27 protein-coding genes are annotated in these 26345 nt (G+C 32.1%); 9 read left to right on the top strand and 18 right to left on the bottom strand.

The features are described from left to right. Positions 1–53 precede the first annotated feature (53 nt). Both AC2D8K_RS06100 and yfkAB read left to right on the top strand, forming a co-directional pair. Positions 54–1100 carry a site-specific integrase gene (locus AC2D8K_RS06100; RefSeq protein WP_243590391.1) on the top strand — a complete coding sequence of 349 codons (1047 nt, stop codon included), beginning with the start codon at positions 54–56 and terminating at the stop codon, positions 1098–1100. 45 nt (positions 1101–1145) lie between these two features. Continuing rightward, a complete protein-coding gene (gene yfkAB / locus AC2D8K_RS06095) occupies positions 1146–2285 on the top strand; it encodes a radical SAM/CxCxxxxC motif protein YfkAB (RefSeq protein WP_037552650.1) in 1140 nt (379 codons plus the stop codon). A 118-nt stretch (positions 2286–2403) separates the two neighbouring features. On the opposite strand, the gene AC2D8K_RS06090 is transcribed toward yfkAB, so the two are convergent. From AC2D8K_RS06090 to AC2D8K_RS06080, 3 genes are read right to left on the bottom strand one after another with little or no spacing between them, the layout of a single operon-like run. Then, complete coding sequence (locus AC2D8K_RS06090; protein WP_002452295.1) at positions 2404–2934, bottom strand: acyl-CoA thioesterase; 531 nt, start codon at positions 2932–2934, stop codon at positions 2404–2406. A 58-nt stretch (positions 2935–2992) separates the two neighbouring features. Beyond that, complete coding sequence (locus tag AC2D8K_RS06085; protein ID WP_002452294.1) at positions 2993–4234, bottom strand: aminopeptidase; 1242 nt, start codon at positions 4232–4234, stop codon at positions 2993–2995. Between the two features lie 12 nt (positions 4235–4246). Further along, complete coding sequence (locus AC2D8K_RS06080; protein WP_002452293.1) at positions 4247–4450, bottom strand: DUF1128 domain-containing protein; 204 nt, start codon at positions 4448–4450, stop codon at positions 4247–4249. 146 nt (positions 4451–4596) lie between these two features. Here AC2D8K_RS06080 and AC2D8K_RS06075 point away from each other — a divergent pair, with 146 nt between their 5' ends. The 3 genes from AC2D8K_RS06075 (at position 4597) to AC2D8K_RS06065 (ending at position 6816) form a co-directional block, all read left to right on the top strand. After that, on the top strand, positions 4597–5061 hold the full coding sequence (locus AC2D8K_RS06075; RefSeq protein WP_002452292.1) for a low molecular weight protein-tyrosine-phosphatase: 465 nt from the start codon (positions 4597–4599) through the stop codon (positions 5059–5061). 6 nt (positions 5062–5067) lie between these two features. Next, complete coding sequence (locus AC2D8K_RS06070) at positions 5068–5352, top strand: hypothetical protein (RefSeq protein WP_002452291.1); 285 nt, start codon at positions 5068–5070, stop codon at positions 5350–5352. Between the two features lie 228 nt (positions 5353–5580). Further along, complete coding sequence (locus tag AC2D8K_RS06065; protein WP_002452290.1) at positions 5581–6816, top strand: YihY/virulence factor BrkB family protein; 1236 nt, start codon at positions 5581–5583, stop codon at positions 6814–6816. Between the two features lie 57 nt (positions 6817–6873). Here AC2D8K_RS06065 and vraR read toward each other — a convergent pair whose 3' ends face one another. From vraR to map, 5 genes are all read right to left on the bottom strand, one after another. Continuing rightward, positions 6874–7503 carry a response regulator transcription factor VraR gene (gene vraR / locus AC2D8K_RS06060; protein ID WP_002452289.1) on the bottom strand — a complete coding sequence of 210 codons (630 nt, stop codon included), beginning with the start codon at positions 7501–7503 and terminating at the stop codon, positions 6874–6876. After that, a complete protein-coding gene (gene vraS / locus AC2D8K_RS06055; protein ID WP_002452288.1) occupies positions 7493–8536 on the bottom strand; it encodes a sensor histidine kinase VraS in 1044 nt (347 codons plus the stop codon). Before vraS ends, vraR begins: the two co-directional genes overlap by 11 nt. Next, entirely contained in the window at positions 8533–9234 is a 702-nt protein-coding gene (gene vraT / locus AC2D8K_RS06050) for a cell wall-active antibiotics response protein VraT (protein ID WP_002452287.1), read from the bottom strand. Before vraT ends, vraS begins: the two co-directional genes overlap by 4 nt. A gap of 14 nt (positions 9235–9248) precedes the next feature. Next, the gene (locus AC2D8K_RS06045; RefSeq protein WP_484698219.1) at positions 9249–9635 is read right to left on the bottom strand and encodes a DUF2543 family protein; all 387 of its coding nucleotides are present in this window, start codon (positions 9633–9635) and stop codon (positions 9249–9251) included. Positions 9636–9778: 143 nt separating this feature from the next. Then, positions 9779–10534 (bottom strand): type I methionyl aminopeptidase, encoded by a 756-nt coding sequence (map, locus tag AC2D8K_RS06040; protein WP_002452285.1) that lies wholly within the window; start codon positions 10532–10534, stop codon positions 9779–9781. A 163-nt stretch (positions 10535–10697) separates the two neighbouring features. Here map and AC2D8K_RS06035 point away from each other — a divergent pair, with 163 nt between their 5' ends. Further along, positions 10698–11687, top strand: coding sequence for an FUSC family protein (locus tag AC2D8K_RS06035; protein ID WP_002452284.1), 990 nt, complete (start codon positions 10698–10700; stop codon positions 11685–11687). Positions 11688–11741: 54 nt separating this feature from the next. Here AC2D8K_RS06035 and gatD read toward each other — a convergent pair whose 3' ends face one another. Next, entirely contained in the window at positions 11742–12467 is a 726-nt protein-coding gene (gatD, locus tag AC2D8K_RS06030) for a lipid II isoglutaminyl synthase subunit GatD (protein ID WP_002452283.1), read from the bottom strand. Beyond that, positions 12467–13780, bottom strand: a complete 1314-nt coding sequence (gene murT, locus AC2D8K_RS06025) for a lipid II isoglutaminyl synthase subunit MurT (protein ID WP_002452282.1) — start codon at positions 13778–13780, stop codon at positions 12467–12469. The genes gatD and murT overlap by 1 nt, the downstream gene beginning before the upstream one ends. 193 nt (positions 13781–13973) lie before the next feature. Between murT and ftnA the strand changes: the two genes are divergently transcribed. Together ftnA and AC2D8K_RS06015 are read left to right on the top strand one after the other, a co-directional pair. Beyond that, positions 13974–14474, top strand: coding sequence for an H-type ferritin FtnA (gene ftnA, locus AC2D8K_RS06020; RefSeq protein WP_002452281.1), 501 nt, complete (start codon positions 13974–13976; stop codon positions 14472–14474). 223 nt (positions 14475–14697) lie between these two features. Then, positions 14698–15252, top strand: coding sequence for a 3'-5' exonuclease (locus AC2D8K_RS06015; RefSeq protein WP_002452280.1), 555 nt, complete (start codon positions 14698–14700; stop codon positions 15250–15252). A gap of 32 nt (positions 15253–15284) precedes the next feature. Here AC2D8K_RS06015 and dinB read toward each other — a convergent pair whose 3' ends face one another. The 7 genes from dinB to gatC all read right to left on the bottom strand — a co-directional run bounded on the left by dinB (position 15285) and on the right by gatC (position 23124). Continuing rightward, positions 15285–16355, bottom strand: coding sequence for a DNA polymerase IV (dinB, locus tag AC2D8K_RS06010; protein ID WP_002452279.1), 1071 nt, complete (start codon positions 16353–16355; stop codon positions 15285–15287). 144 nt (positions 16356–16499) lie between these two features. Continuing rightward, entirely contained in the window at positions 16500–17042 is a 543-nt protein-coding gene (locus tag AC2D8K_RS06005) for a DUF3267 domain-containing protein (protein ID WP_002452278.1), read from the bottom strand. A gap of 155 nt (positions 17043–17197) precedes the next feature. After that, positions 17198–18559 (bottom strand): 23S rRNA (uracil(1939)-C(5))-methyltransferase RlmD, encoded by a 1362-nt coding sequence (rlmD, locus tag AC2D8K_RS06000; protein ID WP_002452277.1) that lies wholly within the window; start codon positions 18557–18559, stop codon positions 17198–17200. A 75-nt stretch (positions 18560–18634) separates the two neighbouring features. Next, the gene (locus AC2D8K_RS05995) at positions 18635–19609 is read right to left on the bottom strand and encodes a diacylglycerol kinase (protein ID WP_484698216.1); all 975 of its coding nucleotides are present in this window, start codon (positions 19607–19609) and stop codon (positions 18635–18637) included. Between the two features lie 313 nt (positions 19610–19922). Next, the gene (gene gatB / locus AC2D8K_RS05990; RefSeq protein ID WP_002452275.1) at positions 19923–21350 is read right to left on the bottom strand and encodes an Asp-tRNA(Asn)/Glu-tRNA(Gln) amidotransferase subunit GatB; all 1428 of its coding nucleotides are present in this window, start codon (positions 21348–21350) and stop codon (positions 19923–19925) included. Between the two features lie 12 nt (positions 21351–21362). Further along, positions 21363–22820 carry an Asp-tRNA(Asn)/Glu-tRNA(Gln) amidotransferase subunit GatA gene (gene gatA, locus AC2D8K_RS05985; protein WP_484698215.1) on the bottom strand — a complete coding sequence of 486 codons (1458 nt, stop codon included), beginning with the start codon at positions 22818–22820 and terminating at the stop codon, positions 21363–21365. Between the two features lies 1 nt (position 22821). Next, positions 22822–23124, bottom strand: a complete 303-nt coding sequence (gene gatC, locus AC2D8K_RS05980) for an Asp-tRNA(Asn)/Glu-tRNA(Gln) amidotransferase subunit GatC (RefSeq protein ID WP_002452273.1) — start codon at positions 23122–23124, stop codon at positions 22822–22824. Positions 23125–23544: 420 nt separating this feature from the next. Here gatC and putP point away from each other — a divergent pair, with 420 nt between their 5' ends. Then, positions 23545–25083: a sodium/proline symporter PutP gene (putP, locus tag AC2D8K_RS05975; RefSeq protein WP_484698213.1), complete on the top strand. Its 1539-nt coding sequence runs from the start codon at positions 23545–23547 to the stop codon at positions 25081–25083. A gap of 56 nt (positions 25084–25139) precedes the next feature. Here putP and AC2D8K_RS05970 read toward each other — a convergent pair whose 3' ends face one another. Next, a complete protein-coding gene (locus AC2D8K_RS05970; RefSeq protein WP_002452271.1) occupies positions 25140–26342 on the bottom strand; it encodes a CamS family sex pheromone protein in 1203 nt (400 codons plus the stop codon). Positions 26343–26345: the final 3 nt, after the last annotated feature.

The following is a 26345-nucleotide window of genomic DNA, read 5'->3' as shown; positions in this document are numbered from 1 at the left end:
TAGTCCACCTACCCTTATTATTTTTTACCTTTTTTGAGGAGGATTGAAAGAAAATGCCAGTATATAAAGATGAAAATACAGGAAAATGGTATTTTTCTACCAGATATAAAGATGTTTACGGTAATAATAAACGCAAAATGAAACGTGGTTTTGAAAGAAAAAAAGACGCTAAATTTGCTGAAAGTGAATTCATTCAAAATATTAAGTTTGGTTATTCTGATAATCAACCATTCGAAACTATATTTTATGATCGATTAAAAAATGAAAATTTATCAACTCGCTCAATAGAAAAACGGACAACTGAATACAATACCCACATAAAGGCGAAGTTCGGTAATACACCTATTGGTAAAATAACCACAACACAATGTACAACTTTTAGAAATTATCTTATCAATGATTCAGGACTCTCAGTCGATTATGCACGCTCTGTGTGGGCAGGATTTAAAGCAGTGATAAATTATGCCAAAAAGTATTATAAGCTTTTATATGACCCAACACTGCCCGTTACACCAATTCCTCGTACAAAACCACAAGCGAAATTCATTACACGTGAAGAGTTTGATGAAAAAGTTGAAAAAATAACGAATGAGACTTCACGTAATTTAACAAAACTGTTATTCTATTCAGGTCTTAGAATTGGCGAAGCTTTAGCGTTGCAATGGAAAGATTATGACTTTGAAAAAGGTGAATTAAATATAAACAAGAAATTAAATTTAAGCAAAAAAACTATTGAAACAAATTTAAAAAAAGAAAGTTCTAAAGGAATTATTCCTATACCAAAACATATCAGAAAAATGTTAAATGATATGTATGGTCAAGATTCCAAAAACTATAAATATTTCACTGAAAATTATTTTATATTCGGCGGATATGAGCCAATGATATATATTACTTTTTCAGGTCATTTTAAAAAAGCCTTTCCAAATCTTCGTATTCATCATTTAAGACATTCTTACGCATCGTACTTAATAAATAACGGTGTAGATATGTATGTGTTGATGGAATTAATGAGACACTCTAATATTACCGAAACGATACAGACATACTCACATCTTTATACAGACAAGAAACAACAAGCAATGCGTATATTTGAATAAAAAGGTATCAAAATGGTATCAATACAAAAGAAAGAAGTTTTAAAAATGCATAATATCAAGGAAATAGTAAGTATAAATAACGACCCTTGGGAAGCCTATAATGACATCATTGATAATGGTCAACTTACTTTAAGTAATATAGAGTTTACGACTACTAATTTATGCAATATGAGATGTAGTCATTGCGCGGTTGGTTATACACTTCAAACTCAAGACCCAGAACCTTTACCAATGGACATTATTTACCGTCGACTAGATGAAATACCTCATTTACGTACGTTATCAATTACGGGCGGCGAACCCATGTTTTCAAAAAAATCTATCAAGAATGTTGTTAAACCATTATTAAAATATGCATATCAACGTGGTATTTATGTTCAAATGAATTCTAATTTAACATTGCCACAAGATAGATATTTAGATATCGCTGAGTATATCGATGTCATGCACATTTCTCATAACTGGGGTACAATCCAAGAATTTACAGATGTGGGCTTCGGTGCTATGAAAAAGCAACCACCTTTGAAAGCGAAACTCAAATTATATGAACAAATGCTTGATAACGCAAGCACGCTCTCTGACCAAGGTATGTTCGTTTCTGCAGAAACAATGTTGAATCAAAGTACTTTACCCTATTTAAATAAAATTCATAAAGAAATTGTAAATGATATGAAATGTAGTCGTCATGAAGTACATCCAATGTACCCTGCTGACTTTGCTAGTACATTAAATGTATTGTCATTAAAAGAAATGAAAGAAGCAATTCATCATTTATTAGACATTAGAGATGAAGATACTTGGATGTTGTTTGGTACGTTACCTATATATCCATGTATTAATGATGAAAATGATCAACATTTATTACAACGTTTAAGACATGCTAAAAACGTTACAATGCGAAATGATCCAGATGGCCGCAGTCGTTTAAATGTAAATGTCTTTACAGGTAATGTCATCGTAACTGATTTTGGTGATGAAAATGGGACTATCTCAAATATTCAAAATGATAAACTGACAGATGTTTTTAAGCAATGGCTTAATTCAGATTTAGCACAATCACTCAACTGTCATTGTGCTGAATATCAGTGTTTAGGACCAAATGTTTTAGTGAAAAATATGTACTACCCTAATACAGATTTTAAAGAAAATGAAAAAGCAATGCATGCTAAGCGTATTTTCTCTTAAAGTCTTTATTGTGTAGCATTTTAATTGAATCGCTATTTTAATAAGTATTAAAATAGGCCCTTATATCAATACGTTTTAACGCATTGGTATAAGGGTCTTTATTTAGGTAATTAGAGTATTATCTTTCTATATGCTGAATTTTAGATAAATACTCAATTGTATTTTTGCTTTCATCACGACGTTCTTTGCGACGAGCAACACGTTGTGGTGCAGTTTCATGGAACCATTTTTCAACTTTATCTTCTGGATATACTTGAGGTACTTGTGTTGGTTTACCACTTTGATCTAACGCAACGAAAGTTAAAAAGCTAAGAGCTGCTAATTTTCGTTCACCTTCGAACACATCTTCAATAATAATTTGCACACATACTTCCATCGAACTACTACCAGTGTACGAAACCATCGCTTCATATGATAAAATATCACCATTTTTAATTGGCAATAAAAAATCAACAGAATCCGTTGACGCTGTAACAACAGAGTTACCTGCATGTTTCATGGCAGTAATAGCTGCAATTTCATCAACGTTAGCCATTAAAGTACCACCAAACATCGTATGATGATGATTTGTATCTTGTGGATAGACTTGTCTAGATTTCAAACTTTTAGATTCTGACATTGCTTTTTTAGTCACTTGTTGTTTTGCCATTCATATCTCCCTATCTCTTAATGAATTTTGACTCCTCATCTGTTCTATAACATGATATTTAATTTGCCCAATTACCATTTTCAAATACGAGTTCTTTAGTACCATCTTCTAATATGCCATAGATAGTTAAATCTGCACTGCCAATCATAAAGTCTTCATGCACATTTGAATCATTTAAACCACTTGCTATTTTTTCTTCCGTAGTCATTTCTGTTCCACCTTCAATGTTGAAGCCGTATGCTGAACCTATAGCTAAATGACAGGATGCATTTTCATCAAATAACGTATTATAAAAGATGGTATTACGATTTGAGATTGGTGAATCATCCGGTACTAACGCAACTTCACCTAATCGTCTAGCACCTTCATCGGTATCCAATAAATCTCTTAACACGTCTTCACCTTTATCTGCTTTAAAATCAACAATTACACCATCTTTAAATGTTAAGGTAAAGCCATCAATAATATTACCATTAAAACTCAATGGCAATTTATTAGTCACATAACCGTTAACATTGTTTCTATCTGGTGCAGTGAAAACTTCTTCTGTAGGTATATTAGCAATAAAGGCTTGTTGATCACCATTGACATAACTTGTCGCATCTTCCCAAATGTGACCTTTAGGTAAGCCAACAACTAAGTCTGTTCCTTCAGATAGATAGTGTAATGCTTTGTATTGTTTTTTCTGTAATTTATCAGCATGCACACTTAAATTTTTTACGTGAGATTTCCAATTTTGAATTGGATCGTTACCATCAACTCTTACAATATCAAATACTTCATCTATAAAAGTTGAGTACGCATCTTCTACTGATTTATTAGGATATACACGTTGCGCCCAAGCTTTAGATGGGAATGCTGCTACGACCCATGGGAATTGATTCTTTTGACTTGCTTCCATATAACCCTTATACGCTTTTGAATATTGTAATTGATAGGCTTTTAATTTACTTGCATCGATGCCACTTAATAAGTCTGGATCTTCAGTTAATATTGCAAGATTCGCTGCCCCTCTTTTCACAAAGTCCATTCTAGCTTCTACATCATATGACTTAACGTCGTTATTTTCAAAGTGGTCTAATGATTCATATTCAAATTTTAATCGTTTTAAACGTGGATCAGCATACTCAACTCTAACATCTGAAGCACCCGCAATGTAGGCCTCTTCAACGACTAAATGAGTGAGTTCCAATGCCTCAACTGATGATCGAATAAATACTGGTTGCTTATCTTGAACATTCATTCCTACTCTAACTAATAGTTGTGCATATTGTCTTAACTTGTCTTGATAGTTACTCATTTAGGTTCCCCCTTATTGTCGTAATTGTCCTAGTGCATCTGCAATTGCAGTGACCTCACTAGGTGAAAATGAATCCTTTGAAGTAACAAATTGATGAATTTCACTAATCTCATCATGATTTGCCTCTTTAAATTTATCTGGATCGATGAGTGCTTTATTGACGATATTTAATTTTTGTCTAATCTCAGTAATCATCTCTTCATTAGTTAATGCCACACGTCTCACCTCTTTATCTAAGTAATCATATTCTATCAAACTAACATACTTTATGGAACTTTAATAGAAATTGAAAAAATTTGCTTTCTAATTGTTTGAAGAACCATTAAAATGGGGATATAATTACATGGTTTGGAGGAATCAATATGGTAGACGTTGCTTTTGTATGTCTTGGAAACATTTGCCGTTCTCCAATGGCTGAAGCTATCATGAGACAAAGACTTCAAGACAGAGGCATTAAAGATGTTCGGGTACACTCTCGTGGTACTGGTAAATGGAATTTAGGAGAACCACCACATGAAGGTACTCAAAAGATTCTTAAAGAACATCAAATTCCTTTTGATGGTATGATTAGTGAGCTATTTGAACCGACAGATGATTTTGACTATATTATTGCTATGGATCAAAGTAATATAGAAAATATCAAAGCAATTAATCCTAACATTCAAGGACAATTGTTCAAACTATTAGAATTTAGTAATATGGAAGAAAGTGATGTACCAGATCCATACTACACAAACAATTTTGAAGGTGTATATAAAATGGTACAATCATCTTGTGATCATTTAATTGACTACATCGTAAAAGATGCAAATTTGAAAGAGAGGTAAAATATTATGGAAAACAAATTCATTACTGGTGTATTATTAGGCGCTGTTATCGGTGGCGCAGCAACATTAGCTGATAAATCAACTCGTAATTCTTTAAAACAATCATTCTCTAATGTTAAAGAAGGCAAAAAATCTCAAAAACCTTCTAAAGTTAGTAGCATTAAAGATGAAGTAATGTATTGGAAAGATGTTATCGAAGAAATTCGTCGTAACAATCCAGAATTAGAACGTTCTATTAAAGATGCTAAAGACACATTTGTTAATAGAAAAAATGAACGTATTGGTAAGTAATGGAATGCCAAATGGACAATTTAATTGAATGTTGGCTTATCGCCAATACGTAATCTAGCTATTTTAAATAGTGAAACACTTCTATTATAATTGTCCCACTCCATTAATACGGGGGTGAGTTTAAGAATTCATTTCCAAATGAGTTCTTTCTCACTCCCTTTCTTTACAACTAATATTAAAATAAAATTGCATTTAAAATTCCATGTCAAAGGACTAAAGGAGATTGTTATGTCAAAGAAAGAAAAAACAAGTTCCAAATTCCTTAACTCTGCTAAAGAATATGAAGAGCATAAGGATGACAAAAATAGTGATAATAAAATTAAAGTAGACCGTACATATATTGAACCACAAGAATTTCAATCTAAGGAACCTAAGAAAGATAACCAAGTTTTCTTCTTATCAAGATTGAACAAACCTGCTAAATATACAAAGAATTCAAATTTCTTTTCTTATTTAGTTTATAGAATTGGCAAAGATGATGCTTCAGGATTAGCAGCACAAATGACTTATCATTTCGTTCTTGCAATGTTCCCTATGTTAATTTTCTTATTAACATTGTTACCATTCTTTAATATTGAACAAAGCCAAATTACTAATATGTTAAGCAGTGCACCTTCTGAAACATCATCAATCATAAAAGGTGTCATTGGCGATGTAACGAAGAACTCAAGTGGTGGCTTACTATCTGTCGGTTTGATCTTAGCAATTTGGTCAGCTTCAAATGGTATGACAGCAATTATGAACTCATTCAATGTTGCTTACGATGTTGAAGATAGTCGTAACGGCATTTTACTAAAACTTCTAAGCGTTGTATTTACAGTTGTGATGGGCGTTGTTTTTGCTATCGCAATGGCATTACCAACGTTAGGTTCTGCTATAAGTCATTACTTATTCGGACCTTTAGGCTTAGATTCTGAAGTAAAATGGGTATTCAATTTAATAAGAGTGGTATTACCACTTATCATCATTTTAGTTTTATTTATCGTGTTATATTCAGTAGCACCTAATGTTAAAACAAAAATTCTATCTGTATTACCAGGTGCTATCTTTACTTCTATCATTTGGTTACTAGGATCATTTGCATTTGGTTGGTATATTTCTAACTTTGGTAATTATTCTAAAACATATGGTAGTATCGCAGGTATCATTATTTTACTAATTTGGTTATACTTAACAAGTTTCATCATCATTATAGGTGCTGAAATCAATGCGATTATTCACCAACGTCATGTGATTAAAGGTGAAACGCCAGAAGAAGCTGCATTGAAACATGATGATAATAACCAAAATCATTACAACGAAGATATAACATATGAATATAATGATCATCGTGAAATAGGTAAAGATGAAGATTATAATATTGATAAAGATGCTAAAGACAAGTATCAAGAAGATCAAAGTACGATGAAAGATAAAATCGTTAATAAAATTAAAAATAATGATTCTGAAGATAAACATTCTTAATCATTAAATTAAAGGCCAAGTGGAATTGATATATCATCCACCTGGCCTTTTTTATAATTATTGAATTAAGTTATGTTGGAATGCATAAATGACTGCCTGTGTTCTATCTTGAACTTCTAATTTACTTAGAATATTACTTACATGAGTTTTTACTGTTTTTATTGTAATATGAGATGCACTAGCAATCTCTTGATTAGAATAACCTTTAGCAATTAACAATAAAATTTCCATTTCTCTATCTGTTAACATTTCGTATAGCTCAGCACGTTTTTTCATTCTGTTACGCATTTTAACTAATACTTCTGGTTCAAATACCGATTCACCATGATATGTTTTACGAACCGCTTCTGCGATATCACTAGCACTTGTGGTCTTTAAGATATAACTATCTACACCAGCATCTAGAGCTCGATACACTTCTTTATCTTCAATGAAACTTGTAAGCATCACAACTTTAATGTGTGGTAAATCCTTTTTAATTTCTGTTGTCGCTTCTACACCATCCATATCATCCATAAGTAAATCCATTAGAATCAAATCTGGTTGTAACTCATGTGCCTTTGCAATTGCATCTTTCCCAGACTCACCTTCTCCCACTACTTCAATGTCAGATTGTGTTGATAAGTAACTTGAAATACCTATTCTAACCATCTCATGGTCGTCTACAAATAATACTTTAATCGCCATACGAATCCTCCTTGTTTAATGGTGCTTTAACTTCAATACGTGTACCAGAATCTGGTAATGAAACGATATGGAAAGTAGCACCAATTTCTAGTGCACGTTCACGCATATTCTTTAATCCATAACTTTGCTCAAGTTTCTCGTCTACATTAAAACCTTTACCATTATCTTGTATACGTAACAATAAATAATCTTGTTTATTAAATAATTCAACCGTTACTCTTGTACCATTAGAATGTCTCAAAGTATTTGAAATTGCTTCTTGTGTAATTCTGAATAAATGATCCTCTATTCCTTTTGGTACTTTAAATTCTTGAATCTCATGTACTACTTTCATTGGAACTTTCTTTTGAAGGTCAATGACTAAATCTTTAATTCCTTCACCTAATGATTTATCTTTTAATCCTAGCGGTCTTAAATGAAGTAACAACGCTCTCATTTCAAGTTGAGAATCTTGAATCATTTTTTCGAGTACAGGTATTTGTTGATCTAATGGTGGTTCTAACTGTGTTTCTTTAATTGCTGATAACATCATACTTGCAGCGAATAGTTGTTGACTTACAGAATCGTGTAATTCTCTTGCTAAACGTTGTCGCTCGTCTTCAATAATTTTTTTAACTTTAACATCATTCATATTGTAATTTTCGTTAGTTAAATTTTGTGTTTTCATTCTTAATCGATGTAACTCTTGATTTAATGGAACGAGTGTATGATATATTTCTAAAGTCTCACTATACAATTCAATATTTTGGTCATTAATACCAACTGTTTCCCCTTCAATTGATCGCTCAATTTGAGTTTTAATCCAATCATTCTGTTGATTAATTTTATATGCTAGAACTGATCCGACTATAATACATAATAATATAACTATAATATTTAAGAATAAGAACACTGGAATACCGAAAATTTGTGTATAAAACATGCCTTGAAAGTAAATGATGTTAACAAAAACTTTATCAATAAATAAGAATGCCGTTAACATACTATATATCAATATCAGCATTGACCCAATGGCTCTTATATAGTGATTCATCTATATATCACCTCTACGTCGCCAATAAATGTTGATACATAGACATTAACTGTATAATTTTCTTCTTTTGTCTTTTCTTCAACATGAATATTATTATTCTCTATCTTGTATGATTTTTCATTAATATATGCGGAACCATAAAATGCCGTCGCATGGATATTAATATTATAATTTAATGGCACAATCACTTGTACTTTACCTAATATATGTCTAACAACAATTGTGTTGTTATCTTTAATATTTGCAGCTTTAGTTAAATCAATATGAATATCCCCGATTCCATGTTGGATTTGAACATCTTCCCACTTATATACATATACTGGTGTACGTTGTTCACCAAACCATTTCTGCTTAATAAATGCTGGCGACGTAACTTCTTCTTCAGTTGCTGTTACTTTTAATGGTTTAAATTTATAAATTAAGTACCTTACAATTAATATTAATAAAAATATAAACAATATGATAATTGTATATTTATTAGAAAGTAAGGTGAATGCAATTAACAAAGTACCAATCCAAAAGGATAACAACCCTCGTACTTTATGAAAATAAATATATCCTACATAGACTAATACGCACCCTAAAAGTAAAACGAGTAAAAAGCCTATTTTTTCAAAGAATATATAATAAAAATTAGCAATAATCATTAATGCTGTAAAAACTATCAACAATTCTGTTGATATATATTTATGTGTCATGATTCGCCACCTTTCTATGCCACAGCACTCATATATTGAATTAAATGACATTCTTTTTCGATAGTCATTTTCTCTTTTGCTTGTTCACTTATTTTAGTTTCAATTTGATCACAATACGCTTCAATTTGATTTAAATGATTTCTTAATGATGCAATTTCATTATCATGTACTTCTTCTGCACATCTAATATTATATAAATCTGCTATATCTATATATTTATTCTCTAATGCTAATGAAAGACTGTCAATTAGCTTTTTAAGTTGCATTCGCTTTTCATTTAAATAAGCGATATAATCTTCAATACTTTTCAATTTTTTGTCTAATTTCATTTTATAATCATCAATGTTGTATTGTAATGATGTTTTAAATATTTTATTTAAGTAAATCTCCATGTAATTCATAGAACCACCTCACCCTTGATTAGGTTCTATTATAAAACAATTCCGAAACCATCAGTAATAGGCTCCGGAACCATATCTTGTTAGTCCTTTAGTCCTAGTCTATGTAAAATGAATGACTATACGATCTAAAGGATGATAATACTTTAATCTTCAATTTTAGTTGTTAATAAAGGGCCTTCTTTTGTGACAATGACAGTATGTTCTATTTGTGCAACGTAACTTTTATCTCTTGTTTCAAATGCCCATTCATTTTTACCTTCAGTCACAAATGTTGCTTTAGAAGAAATAAATGGTTCAACTGCAATCACAAGTCCTTCTTTTAAAAGTGTTTTATCTTTAGGATCATAATAGTTCATGACATGATTAGGTGCTTCATGTAATGATTGACCAACGCCATGACCTGTTAGGTTCTTAATAACTGTTAAATCATTTTGACGTGCTGTTGCGTGTACAGCTTTACCAATATTACTCAACTTTGTACCTGGTTTTACTTTAGCCATTGCATTCTCAAATGCCATTGTAGCAACATCACACACTTTTTGTTTCATAGGATCACTTGCTTCTCCTACCACAAATGAAATACCTGTGTCGGCATAATAGCCATTTTTCAATGCAGAAACGTCAATATTAACTAAGTCACCTTCACGAATCACACGTTTTCCAGGTATACCATGTGCTACTTCTTCGTTGACACTGATACATGTCTGTCCTGGAAAATTCTCATCATGAATTGGCGCTGAAATTGCACCATGTTCTTCGAATAACACTTTAGCAATATTGTCTAACTCTTTTGTCGTAACACCTGGTTTAGTCTCGGCTTGCATTGTGTCTCTAACTTTTGCACAAATATAGCCAATCTCTTTTAAAGCTTGTAATTCCTCATCTGTTTTTACAATCATTTTTATCCCGTTCCTTTTTATTTATTATTCTATCTTATTATAGCAAAAATTTTTTGATATACTAAACATGAATGCATTGAAATGACTTTATTTTGTTTGATTAAGAAAGAGAATTTGTAAAACCGTAAATCGTTTTAAAAATTCCCTTTTCAAGGGGGACAACATGTTGAATGAAAAATGGTATAAAAATCTTATTGGTGCTCGCACTATCAAGACAGGTTTAGCTACATTTTTTACGACTGTCTTTTGTATGTTATTAAATCTTACACCAATATTTGCCATATTAACTGCAATTGTAACAATTGAACCTACTGCTAAGGCCTCAATTAAAAAAGGGTATCGCCGTTTACCTGCTACAGTTATTGGCGCATTATTTGCAGTTGTATTTACTTTTATATTTGGGGATCAGTCACCATTTGCTTATGCATTAAGTGCAACATTGACAATTTTAGCCTGTACTAAGCTGAATTTACAGGTAGGTACAACGGTCGCTGTATTAACGTCAGTTGCAATGATACCAGGTATACATGAAGCGTATGTATTTAACTTCTTTTCACGTTTACTAACCGCCTTAATTGGTTTATTGACAGCAGGTCTAGTCAATTTTATGATTTTACCACCTAAATATTATAATCAGTTAGAAGATCATCTTTACGATTCTGAAGAAAAAATGTACGCACTATTTAATCAACGGTGTCATGAATTGTTGCTTGGTCGCTTTCAATCGGATAAAAGTAATAAAAAGATTATCCGAATCAGTAATTTAAACCAAAAAATTGATATGCTAACTGGCTATCAACGTGATGAACTTACTTATCATCAGAACAAGGCAGACGATTGGAAAAAACTAAATAAATTAACTAATAGAGCTTATACTAATCGATTACTGATGACCCATTTAGCAAACATTATATATTTACCTAAAGATGCACACGTATTCTTTACACCTGAAGAAAAAATGGCAATTCTAAAAATCAGTACAAGTATTAGCCAAATCCTATGTGATGGTACATTTAGACGTGAGCGACAATCCGCTTCAACACTAAAATCTTCAGTTAAACAACTAGAAGAATTTGACCAAAATCAAATTAAAAGTCATCTTATATACGAAATATTGTTAATCTATAAAATATTAGACCATCGTTATGCATAATAAAATAGAAAGAGGTTGCGACTCGTTACAAAAGTCACAACCTCTTCTTTTATGTTATTTACTTTTATTTGCACGATCTATTAAAACTTGTTTGGCTGCTTCTTCTTCAGTATTATCTAATTCTTTGGGTTCAAACGGAATACCTTTTCTTTCACAAGCTTTCTCTAATAAATAATCAGTTACTTCATGGTTTTTAGGTAAAATTGGACCATGTAAATAAGTTCCTAGTAAATTCTTATAATGGATACCCTCTTTACGATCCGTATCATTATTACCATAACCATGTGTCACTCGACCTAGAGTACCAAATTGATGATAAGTTCTTCCCCCGTGATTTTCAAAGCCAACAATAGTTCCAAATGTATCACTTTCGATAATGATATCACCTGTTAATCGGTCTTCTCTAGATTCAGTATAAAAATCTAAAATACCTAAACCTTCTAACTCTGTACCATCTGGTGTAATATATTTAGTTCCTAGAAATTGATATCCACCACATATAGTTAATCCAGGCATACCATCCTCAATTGCTTCTTTTAATGGGGTTTTAATTTTACTCAATTGTTTTGTAGCTAGTGATTGTTCACGGTCACTTCCCCCGCCAATAAAGAAGATGTCACAATCATCAAAGGTTACACCCTCTGTTTCATTAATTTCTACAACATTCAATTTAATATTTCTTTTTTTGGCTCTTATTTTTAATGCAATAATATTGCCAATATCGCTATATAAATTTAATTTATCGGACATAAAATGATAAATCGTTAATTCGTGATTCATTATGATTGTCCTCCTTCAAAAGAACGATTCAATTGTTCTAGCATCGGTGATAATGAAGTATAGTTAGGAATCGCTACTGTAAACCCTGTAAAGTCCATTGTTTTAGCAGTTGCTTTATATATATCCCTTTCAAGGATAACAGGTACATCCACTTCAGCTAATTTTAATCTTAATTGTAATTCTTCAGCACGATTACCTGTAACGATAATCGTTTCAATATCTTGATTACTTAGTTTTTCAAAGTCCGCATCATAAATCCATGACGTATCTCTACCATCCGCAGCATTATCATTTAAACTGATAACATATACTTTACGTCCTTTTAATTGTTCGCCGACTGATAAACTTGCATTCATTCCAGCTGGATTTTTAGCTAAGTTAATCATCGCTTCTTTTTGATTTAATGAAAAATACTGCATACGACCATTGTCAGATGTATATGTTTCAAATCCTTTTTGAATAGATGTATCATTTAATCCTAATTCTCTTAACACAGTATATGCTGCAAGTGCATTATATGCATTAAAATCACCAGCAATCTTCATATTAAACGTTGCCTCTCCTATATTTAATTTAAGGAATGGTGATGTTTCGAAAGAAGATACTTCATATTTAGGTTGTTCACGTTTAAAGCCGCATTCACAATGATAATGACCAATTTGATTATAATGTATGTAATCATATTTAAGTAAACGGCCACAGTTAGGACAATATCTACTTTCATTCATTGTACTTTGTTCAAATTCATGAGCATGTGCTTTCATACCATAATAAACTCGAGTCTCACTTGCAATCTTAAGTCGGCTAACGAATGGATCATCCGCATTTAATAATAATTTGATACCTTTATCACTAATTGATTTAGCGATATTATTGACCATGATGTCTATTTCACCAAAACGGTCCATCTGATCTCTGAAGAAGTTTGTAAATACCATCATAGATGGTGTTACTTCTTTAAGTACTCTCGGTATAGAGCCTTCGTCTATTTCAATAATTGCAATTTTAGTTTGCTTTGTTGTTTGCATAATAAAGGCAGACGTAATACCTGCTGCCATATTGGCACCTTCATTGTTATGAATAATATCAATTTGGTTGGCCTTTAATGTATGTCCAATTAAGTTAGATGTTGTTGTTTTACCGTTTGTACCACTTATGAAGACAATATCATCAACTTGTTCTGATAATTTTCTTAATATATTTTGATCCACTCTACGTGCGATTTGACCTGGTAAGTCAGTTCCATTTTTACCCACGGCTCTACTGGCCTTGCGCGCTAACTTCGCTAAATGGGTTGCAGTCCATTGTCTCATTTGTTTCCTCCCTATTACTATTCACTCGCATAATTATAACATGCAGAGGGTATAACTAAAAAGATTCTCAATTAAAAAGATAAAAATGCACTCCAGATTATAATAATTATTATTTACGAATGAGAATAAGTTTGTTATACTCATTTTAGTCAACAGAGAAAGAAAATGAAAATTTTCATATGAGGTGAATACTATGTTAAATAAAGAATTATTAGAAGCATTAAATGAACAAATGAATCATGAGTATTTTGCTGCTCACGCATATATGGCAATGGCATCTTATTGCGATTCTCAATCATACGAAGGATTTGCAAACTTCTACATTCAACAAGCTAAAGAAGAAAGATTCCATGGTAAAAAAATCTATGATTATATTAATGACCGTGGTGGCCATGCGAAATTCACAGCATTACCAGCACCAAAAGTAGACTTTAATTCTATTTTAGAAACATTCAAAGACGGTCTAGCTCAAGAACAAGATGTAACAAAACGTTTCTACAATCTATCAGAAATCGCACATAAAGATAAAGATTACGCAACAATCTCTTTCTTAAATTGGTTCTTAGATGAACAAGTTGAGGAAGAATCAATGTTCGAAACTCATATCGATTACCTAAACCGTATTGGTGATGACTGCAATACGCTATATTTATATGAAAAAGAATTAGCTACTCGTACATTTGACGAAGAATAATTCAATATATAATTAGATAAGTCATTTATCATTTATAGAAGAGCTGTCAATTAACGCTTAAAGTTGATTGGCAGTTTTTTTATTGAATTTCAACAATGACTTCCACATATACGCGCCTTAAAATGAATGTTTTATAAATGTTAAGTCTTTCCCTTTTACTATCCATTATAGCTTTGATATATTAAAATATATTTTATGATTATTGATAGAAAGGAGTGGCACAATGAGTGAGAATGCATTTGTTGCACTAGACTTTGAAACTGCTAACGGTAAACGTACTAGCATTTGTTCAGTAGGTATGGTTAAAGTAATAGATAACCAAATTACAGAAACCTTTCATACTTTGGTCAATCCGAATGATTATTTCTCTGAACAAAATATTAATGTGCATGGTATATACCCAGAAGATGTGGCATCTTCTCCAAATTTTTCATATGTATTTCCCTATATGATGCAGTTTATCGATCAACTTCCAGTCGTTGCACATAATGCTGCATTTGATATGAATGTACTCCATCAAAGTATTCAAGACATTGGACTTGAAACTCCTCATCTAACATATTTTTGTTCATATCAATTGGCTAAGCGAACAGTTCAATCACATCGCTATGGCTTAAAACATATGATGGACTTTTATCAACTTGATTTTCATGGGCATCATGACGCACTAAATGATGCGAAAGCTTGTGCAATGATCACATATAGATTATTAAAACATTATGATGATTTACATAGCATGTTAAATATCTATGGCAAAGATTTAAAAGATAAAGGCTAATAATGTATTAAATATCATACATTACTAGCCCGTTATATAAAGTCATATATAGTCATATTGCGGTATGCTGATTGTTCTAGGTTACCTACTGTAACACCTATTAATCGTATAGGCACTTCAGGATCTTTCAAATCAGTATAAAGTGAGTAGGCAATATTATAAATATCTGTTTCTGAATTAACTGGATCTCTTAAACTGGTTTGCTTTGATAACGTCTCAAATTGATACGTCTTAATTTTAACAGTAACCGTTTTACCTGATTTTTGTAATTTATTTAATCTTTCAGCCGTTTTTCCAGATAATTCCCAAACCTTTCTTAATATCTCGTCATCATCATTTACATCTGTCGCAAAAGTACGTTCTGTTCCTACAGATTTACGTATACGGGTCGATTTTACCTCATTATGATCGATACCTCTTGCTTTATTGTATAAACCCCTACCCCTTTTTCCAAACAAACGTATTAACTCAAATTCGTCCTTATTATATAAATCTTGACCGTTAAAAATTTGATTATCATGCATGACTTTTTCAGATGCTTTTCCAACACCTGGAAATTCACCAATATCCAAACCCATTAAAATGTCATGCACATTATTATAATCTATTACTGTAAGGCCATTAGGTTTATTCATACCGCTCGCTAATTTGGCTAAAAATTTATTATAAGACACTCCTGCAGAGGCTGTTAATTCAGTTTGTTCTAATATATCTCTTCGAATAAAATTGGCTATTTTAGAAGCTGGTAAATCAGGTCTCACTAAATGTGTAATATCTAAATAAGCTTCGTCTAAAGATAAAGGTTCTACAATTTCAGTATAACTCCGAAATATATCCATAATTTTTTGAGAAGCTTCTCTATAAGCATCAAATCGGCTCGTTACGTAATAACCATTAGGACATAATTTATGTGCTTGCGACATAGGCATGGCTGAATGCACACCATACTTTCTAGCTTCATATGATGCCGTTGATACGACACCCCTGTTACTTGCCTTTCCTCCAACAATAACCGGCTTTCCTTTTAGTTTCGGATTATCTCTCATTTCCACTTGCGCAAAAAAGTAATCCATGTCAATGTGAATAATTCTTCTTTCTTCCATTATTTTACCACACTTTCATTTTTAGTTTAATCATACTTTTATTATAAAATGTATGACAAATATTCACGAATTTCATGCTCTTAAATTAAGGCATTAAAATAAGCCATCTCCACTTTTAAGAAAGATGACTTATTTGTTGAACTATTATTCATGATTCATTTGACTTGGCTTTTGTTGATATAAATATAATCCTTCATCATATTTTTGAATATATTTAAAATTACTAGCAAGTGCTAAAGACACTAATAAAATATCAAGCACACAATAACCAATATGAATACTAAACATAAATATCAACGATGAATATGCAAAAGTTTTGATTAATACAAGTAAAAGCGAACTTATTAATACAAGAGGCGCTAACATGATTGTGCTAAATTGCCATCTGTTAAAGCAAGTTTCAGTAAATTGTAGTAACATTGTTCCCTTTTTATATTTCATTTTAGGCTTTTCACCTTTAGAAAATAATATAAATAATACTCGATGTATCATCTCATGGAGAATTAATAAAACTAAAAATCCAGCGAAACCATAAACTAAGTTCAATATAATATTTTGTTCGATAATATGTGTCACCGTGTAAGCCCATTTATATGTAAATAATATGACAAACATAATTAAAATAATCTGCATTAATACAAAGCGACGAATATTAATTTTATGAGGAAACAAATTAATTTTATGCACAACCAACCCTCCATTTATCTCTAAAATCAACTTTAGTATACATTGTTTATGATTGATACTAAAGGCATTTTCAAGAAAGTAAGTTGCTTGTAATATAATTTTAATAATCGTCTTGTTTTAGCAATCAACTTCTTCAAATTTCTCATCAAATGACATTATTTTCTTTCAAATATTGCCACAGTTTCGATATGCGTTGTTTGCGGGAACATATCAACAGGCGTAATTTCTTTTAATTCATATTGACGACTAAGTATATGTGCGTCACGTTGTTGTGTAGACGGATTACATGATATATATACAATACGTTTTGGATTAAGTTCTAATATTGTTTCTAAGAACGTTTCATCGCAACCCTTTCTTGGCGGATCGACCATGACAACATCTGGTCTTATTCCTTCTGATTTCCATTCTAGAATAACTTCTTCAGCTTTCCCACAGACAAAAGTCGTATTTTCGAATTGGTTTATAGTCGCATTTTGTTTTGCGTCTTTAATCGCAGAAGGAACTACTTCGACACCATAAACGTGTTTCGCATTTTCAGCCATATACAAACCTATTGTACCGATACCACAATATGTATCAAGAACAATTTCATTGCCTGTTAATTGAGCATAATCTAATGCTTGTTGATATAATTTTTCTGTTTGATGTGAATTGATTTGATAGAATGATTGATCGCTAATATTGAAGGTGACTTCATTTAATTGATCTTTGATTTCTTCTTCACCATAAAGCGTGATAGATTGATGACCCATAATCACATTTGAATGTGCATCATTAATATTTTGTTTAATACTAGTGACATTAGGATATTTTCGAACTAGTGCATCAACCATAACTTGAGCTTGTTTGAATGCCTTTCCATTCGTCACAAGTATAATCATTAATTGATTCGTATAGTGACCTGTTCTCATTACTAAATGACGAAGTAGTCCTTTTTTAGTTTTTTCATTATAAACGCTTATATTTAAATTTGATATAAGTTGTTTAACATCGTTCATCACTTGTTGATGTTGTTGATCTTGAATTAAACAACTATCCATATCTATGATGTCGTGGCTTCGTTGACGATAAAATCCCATGATTGGTAACTGATTCTTACTTAAACCAACGGGAATTTGTGATTTATTTCTATATCTCCATGGCTCTTCCATGCCAACAGTATCTTTAATTACTGTATTGGTAAAATTGGATTTTCTATGAAATAAATTAACCACCTGTTCTTTTTTCATATTGAGTTGTGCTTGATAAGACATATGCTGTAGTTGGCATCCACCACATTTATAATAATATATGCATGGCGGCTCCACTCGTTCATCACTTTCAGTAATCACTTTTATTAATTTTCCAATCGCAAAGTTCTTTTTTACTTTAATAACTTTATATTCAATCGTCTCATCTATTAACGCATTTGGGATAAATATTGGATATCTATCAATTTTCACAACAGCATGGCCTTCATGTGTTAAGTCTACGACTTGTCCTGTTAGTACATCATTTTTCTTCAATGTTTCCACTTTATTTCCCCCACATATAAAAAGGTTAGGACATAAACGCTTGCCTATCCTAACCTTGTGTTCTGTAAATATTTATTATACTTCGTCTGAATTTTGTTGATAATCCTCAGCCTTCATCTGTGGTGTTACTGTTGGTTGGTCAAGTAATTCTTCATTATGAATATCATGAGGTGTAAATACATCGATATGTCTTTCTAAATTCAAGAAATTAGCTGGTAATTTACCGCCATATTCACCATCAACATTTAATTGCATTTCTGTATATGATGAAATATTAATAGATTTTGCTTTTTCATATATCACTTTTGGATGCTTAGTATGTTCGCCTCTCGAAGCTAATGTCATGATATGACCTAATTCTGCTAAGTTAGCTTTTTCTACTATTATTAATGTATAGTAACCATCATTTAACTTTGCGTCTGGTACTAATTTTTCAAAACCTGCCATAGAATTAGTTAATCCTAGTAAGAATAGCAATGCTTCTCCTTGAAAGACTTTGTCATCATATTCGATTCTCAAATCAACAGCCTTCATTTGCGGCAACATTTCAAATCCTTTAATGTAATATGCAAATGATCCGACGATAGATTTTAGTTTACTTGGTGTTTCATATGAGACTTGTGTCAATTGACCGCCCGCAGCTAAGTTAATGAAGTAACGATTGTTCATTTTACCAATATCAACTTTAGTACTGTGTCCTTCAATAATCACATCCAGCGCACCCATAATATCATTTGGTAAATGCAACGCACGTCCAAAGTCATTAACAGTACCCATTGGAATAACACCTAATTTCGGTCGATTAGGTTGCTCAGCAATCCCATTGACTACTTCATTTAGCGTACCGTCGCCACCCGCTACGATTAAGATATCATATTGTTGTTTAAGTGCTCGCTCTGCTTCTAGCGTAGCATCACCTTCACGCTCTGTAGCATACGCACTTGTTTCATATCCAGCTTTTTCTAGTTTAATTAAAACATCAGGTAACATTCGTTTAAAAAGCTCTTTACCAGATGTCGGGTTATAAATAATTCTTGCTCGTTTTCTCATATCATATCCCTCGACTTCATATACTCATATTTAATATTAAATGATTTACACTCGAGTTGAAAGTATTTTTTAGAACTTGTTAATAATTTATTGATTAGCATCTCTGATAAATTTCCGTAACTGAGGCATCAATATATTATCTTATTAAAGTGCTTCGTTTACCTAATACATAAATGACTTTTTCATTCTTTTTTCAATTCATTGTCTCACTCATAGATAGCTCTAACCATTTTTCGTGAAAACGAATGATATTCAAAAAACTCCTACAACGAATAGTTTACACTAAACGTTATAGGAGTGAAAATCAAACTATTTATCTTTTATCTAGTTCTTGTTTTAGTAATTGGTTTACTTTTTGAGGGTTTGCTTGTCCTTTAGAAGCTTTCATAATTTGACCAACTAGGAAGCCCATTGCTTTACCCTTACCATTTTTATAATCTTCAACGGATTGTGGATTGTTATCTAATGCTTCATTAACAAATTTTAATAATGTAGCTTCGTCTGAAATTTGAACTAAGCCTTTATCTTCCATAATTTGTTTTGCATCTCCACCATTTTCTGCTAATTCAGGGAAGACTTTTTTAGCAATCTTACTGCTCATTGTACCGTCTTCGATTAATTTAATCATACCTGCTAAGTTTTCTGGTGTTAATTTAGTATCTTGTAATTCTACTTGATTTTTATTCAAGTATTCATTTACGCCACCCATTAACCAGTTAGAAGTTAATTTCACGTCAGCACCATGTTCGATGGCACCTTCGAAGAAATCAGACATTTCTTTAGTAAGTGTTAAAACATGTGCATCGTATTCAGGTAATCCTAGATCATTGACATATTTCGCTTTACGTTCATCTGGTAATTCTGGGATAGTTTGACGAACACGTTCTTTCCATTCGTCATCTACATATAAAGGTACAATATCTGGCTCAGGGAAATAACGATAGTCGTCAGACCCTTCTTTAACACGCATTAAGATTGTTTTACCTGTTGATTCATCAAAACGACGTGTTTCTTGGCCAATCTCTCCACCATTTAATAATTCTTCTTCTTGGCGTTTTTCTTCGTATTCTAAGCCTTTACGAACATAGTTAAATGAGTTTAAGTTTTTCAATTCAGCTTTTGTACCGAATTCTTCTTGACCGTATGGACGTAATGAAATATTGGCATCACAACGTAATGAGCCTTCTTCCATTTTACAATCTGAAACGCCTGTATATTGGATGATTGAGCGTAATTTTTCTAAATAAGCATACGCTTCTTGAGGTGAACGAATATCTGGTTCAGATACGATTTCAATTAAAGGTGTACCTTGACGGTTTAAGTCAACTAAAGAATATCCATCTTTATGCGTTGATTTTCCGGCATCTTCTTCCATGTGTAAACGAGTTATACCAATACGTTTTGTTTTGCCGTCTACTTCGATATCAATATATCCGTTTTCACCGATTGGTTCATCAAATTGAGAAATTTGATAAGCTTTTGGATTATCTGGATAAAAGTAGTTTTTACGGTCAAATTTAGAATTTGTAGCGATATCCATATTTAAGGCCATTGACGCACGCATTGCCCAGTCTACTGCTCTTTTATTAACAACAGGTAAAACGCCAGGATACGCAAGGTCAATTACGTTTGTATTTGAGTTAGGTTCTGCTCCAAAATGTGCAGGTGATGGAGAGAACATTTTTGAGTCTGTTTTTAGCTCAACATGAACTTCAAGTCCGATAACTGTTTCAAAATGCATTATTTCCACTCCTTATAATTTTTCATAAGCGTCATGTAGGTTGAATTGTGTTTCATATTGATATGCAACACGATATAACGTCTTTTCATCGAACGGTTTACCAATAAATTGTAATCCAATTGGGCGTCCGTTTGATTGTCCACAAGGAACAGAAATACCTGGTAAACCTGCTAAGTTAACTGGTGTAGTTAATAAGTCATTGGCATACATAGTCAATGGATCATCAATCTCATCACCTAAATCAAATGCAGTTGTTGGTGCAGTTGGACCTACAACTATGTCATATTTTTCAAAGATTTTATCAAAGTCATTTTTGATTAAAGTTCTAACTTTTTGTGATTTTTTATAAAAAGCATCATAATAACCTGAACTTAAAGCGAATGTTCCTAAGAAGATACGGCGCTTAACTTCATCACCGAAACCTTCTGATCTAGACATTTTATAAAGTTCTTCAAGTGATTGTGCTTCTTTAGAATGATAACCATAACGGATACCATCAAAACGAGCTAAGTTTGCTGATGCTTCTGATGAAGCAATAACATAATATGATGGAATACCATATTTCGTATTAGGTAATGATACCTCTTCTACTTCTGCACCTAATGATTTTAATGTTTCGACCGCATTTTTTACTGATGCTTTAACATCTTCGCTAACACCTTCACCTAAATATTCTTTAGGAAGTGCTACTTTTAAGCCTTTAATATCTTTCCCAATATCAGAAGTAAAGTCAACATCATCCACTGGAGCACTTGTTGAATCATTAGGATCTATACCAGAAATAGCTTCTAACACTAATGCATTATCTTTAACATTACGAGTTAAAGGTCCAATTTGGTCCAATGATGAAGCGAATGCTACTAAGCCAAAACGTGACACACGGCCATATGTTGGTTTCATACCTACGATACCACAATAAGATGCAGGTTGACGGATAGAGCCACCAGTATCTGATCCTAGACTAAATGGTACTAAACCTGCTGCTACAGCGGCAGCCGAACCACCTGAAGAACCACCTGGGACTGCAGTATGATCAAATGGATTCACTGTTTTCTTAAAGTAAGATGTTTCAGTAGAACCACCCATTGCAAATTCGTCCATGTTTAATTTACCAATTAAGACTGCGTTTTCATTATGCAATTTATTCATAACAGTTGATTCATAGATAGGTACGAAACCTTCCAACATTTTACTTGCACATGTTGTTTCTAAATCTTTTGTTATGATATTATCTTTAATTCCCATTGGGATACCAAACAATTTGCCTTCCATTTGGTCTTTTGCTTGTAATTCATCTAATTCTTGTGCTTTTTTCATCGCATTTTCTGTATCTAATGCTAAGAAAGATTTGATTGTAGGATCAGTTTCTTCAATAGCATCATAAATATCACTTACAATTTGTGATGGTTTAATTTCTTTATTTTTAATTAAAGTTAATAAATTCTCAACAGACTCATAGCGAATACTCATCTTAAGCGTCCTCCTCATTCATGATGGCTGGAACTTTAAATTGTCCATTTTCAGTTTCTTTTGCATTTTTTAATGCTAATTCTTGAGGAATGCCCTCGATAGCTTTATCTTCACGTAATACATTTTGTAAATCTAAAACGTGATATGTTGGTTCAACACCTTCAGTGTCTGCACTATCATTTTGTTTAGCAAAATCTAAAATACTCTCTAACGTATTGGCCATTTCATCCGTTTCTTCAGGAGAAATTTGAAGTCTGGCTAAATTAGCTATATGTTCAACTTCTTCGCGTGTTACTTTAGTCATTAAATAAAAGCCTCCTTATTACTCATTCATCACTAAATTGTATCAAATATTCATTTAAAAATCTAAGTATTTATTGAGTGATAACAATTTAAATCACTACTTCCACTTTTTCGAACGTGTTTTTAGACATTTACATTACGAAATCCAATTATCAACGATTGATTCATTTGGGTGTAACTTATTTATATGTATTTATCATATATTTCTATTAAAATACAAGATCTTATATTAATCATTTATGATTATGCAATATTTATAAGTGGTACTATTAATTAAGATTTGTAATGTAAGCGCTACATCACATTTTTGGCAGTTATTTAAAAATAAAATTTTATTTTTTCACTTTTCTAAACATTTAACTATAATGTATAATATTACATGTGACACAAATTAATACATTGATAAGAGGGAGTGGTTAATATGCTATATTTGGGGACTGCACTAAATCAACAAGTTGATGCAAATTGGCAAACTTACATCATGATTGCCATTTACTTTATTATTTTGCTCATTATAGGGTTTTATGGCTATAAGCAAGCAACTGGTAATTTAAGTGAATTCATGTTGGGTGGTCGTAATATAGGACCATACATAACTGCACTATCCGCAGGAGCTTCTGATATGAGTGGTTGGATGATTATGGGACTACCAGGTTCTGTTTATAGTACTGGATTATCAGCTATTTGGATAACCATCGGTCTAACACTTGGGGCTTATATTAATTATTGGGTTGTAGCGCCTAGGCTAAGAGTTTATACAGAAATTGCAGGAGATGCCATTACACTCCCTGATTTCTTTAAGAACAGATTAAATGACCAACGAAATATTATTAAAATTATTTCAGGCTTAATTATCGTTATATTCTTCACTTTATACACACATTCTGGTTTTGTTTCTGGAGGTAAGTTATTTGAGAGTGCCTTTGGATTAGACTATCACTTTGGATTAATTCTCGTCGCCGTTATTGTTATTTTTTATACATTTTTTGGTGGATATTTAGCTGTATCCATTACAGACTTTTTCCAAGGTGTCATTATGTTAATCGCCATGGTTATGGTACCTATTGTAGCTATGATGCAATTAAATGGTTTAGATACTTTTAGTGAAGTAGCAGCAATGAAACCAACAAATATGGATTTATTTAGAGGCACGACATTAATTGGTATTATTTCTCTATTTTCGTGGGGACTCGGGTATTTCGGTCAACCTCATATTATTGTTAGGTTTATGTCTATTAAATCTCATAAATTATTGCCAAAAGCTAGACGCTTAGGAATTAGCTGGATGACAATAGGCTTACTTGGTGCTGTTTGTGTAGGATTAACAGGTATTGCCTTTATATCTGAACGTCATATTAAAATGGAAGATCCAGAAACATTATTTATTATTATGAGTCAAATTCTATTCCACCCACTAGTTGGCGGATTTTTACTTGCAGCGATTCTAGCTGCTATTATGAGCACAATTTCATCTCAACTTTTAGTTACTTCAAGCTCATTAACTGAAGATTTTTATAAACTGATTCGTGGAGAAGAAAAGGTAGCAACACATCAAAAAGAATTTGTAATGGTAGGACGGTTATCTGTTTTAGTTGTGGCTATCGTAGCCATCGCAATTGCTTGGCATCCAAATGATACGATTCTCAATTTAGTTGGTAATGCTTGGGCAGGTTTTGGTGCCTCTTTTAGCCCATTAGTATTGTTCTCATTATATTGGAAAGGTTTGACGAGAGCTGGTGCTATTAGCGGTATGATCAGTGGCGCTTTAGTCGTGATTATATGGATAGCTTGGATTAAACCACTAGCTTCTATTAATGAATTATTCGGTATGTATGAAATCATTCCAGGTTTTCTTGTGAGTGTTATCGTGACATATATTGTAAGTAAATTAACAGCTTCACCTGGAGACTTTGTAATTCAAGACTTAGCTAAAGTAAAACAAATTGTCAAAGAAAAATAAAAAAATGCGCGTAGCAAAGGTCAATTCTTTGCTACGCGCATTTTTATTTTTAGTAATTAATTATGATAAATATGAACCTGTGGTTCTTTATCATCTTTATTTTTACTAATTAATGCTCTCGGATTATTACCATCTTTAATTCTGATTTCATACTCGTCAATATTATCAAAGTATTTATTAGCTTGTTCAGTCACATATTGTGTGATACCAATCGTTTCAGCTTGACCATAATAATCAATTGGTAAATCTACTGTTAATTGTTTTGCTTTTTTATCTACGAATTTTACTTTACCTACTGCTTGTGTGAAGTTAGAGAAATAAGATTGTAAGTTATCATTAAATTGTTTAAAGTTATTATTTAATGATTCGTCATATTTACCTGCTGTAGATGAAGGTAACAATGCAGTTGTCTCGTTAATTGTTTTCCAATCATTGATTTTCGTTTGCCCATCATCAGCAGTTGCACCAGCAATAAATTCCCCCGGTGTAATAGATTCTTGGCTACTTTGTTTATATATAGCAAAGTGAATTGGAATATCTTTTAAATCACTATTTTCTCTTAATCTAGATAATATTTCACTCGCCATTGCTTTACCTTGCTTCTCTATTTCTTTGTCATTTAACTTCTTACTATACGTTTCACCATCTTTTTCTTTTTGGTAATAATATTCACTATTCATAGCTAAACCTATGGTCATACCTTTAATATTCTTACCTTTAGTATCACTATTACCATAGAAATCCTGTTCTAAAATATTAGATAAATACGCTGGTGACTTTTCAGCTATTTTTGTTGGATTGGTTTCTCCTTGGTGAGAAGGATTAAGACCTAAATTTTCATTAGCCTTTTTATCTTTCTTATCTTTTTCACTCATTTTTTCAATTTCTTTTTTAGTATATTTAGGGTCAAGATATGCATTGATTGTCTTTTTATCTAAAAATTGTCCATCTTGATATAAATATTTATCTGTAGGAAAGACTTCTTTACTAAGTTCTAACAGACCACTCTCAAAGCCTTCACTGTTATAGCTATTTGCCATATTATCTTGTAATAACCCACGTGATTGACTTTCTTTAAATGGTAAAATCGTACGATAATTATCGCCTTGTACGTTTTTATCTGTTGCCACCTGTTTAACTTGAGATGAATGACTTCCTTTAGTATGATCTGCTTCTTGGTCAGATGATTTATCTTTATCGTTACTGCATGCGGCTAAAATAAAAATTGTCGAGATAAGTAAAATAATTGTTCGCTTCATCGA

The sequence above is a fragment of the Staphylococcus sp. 510 genome (assembly GCF_057219715.1).
Note: the sequence above shows the minus strand (reverse complement) of the source record. Positions and strands in the feature narration are given on the sequence as shown.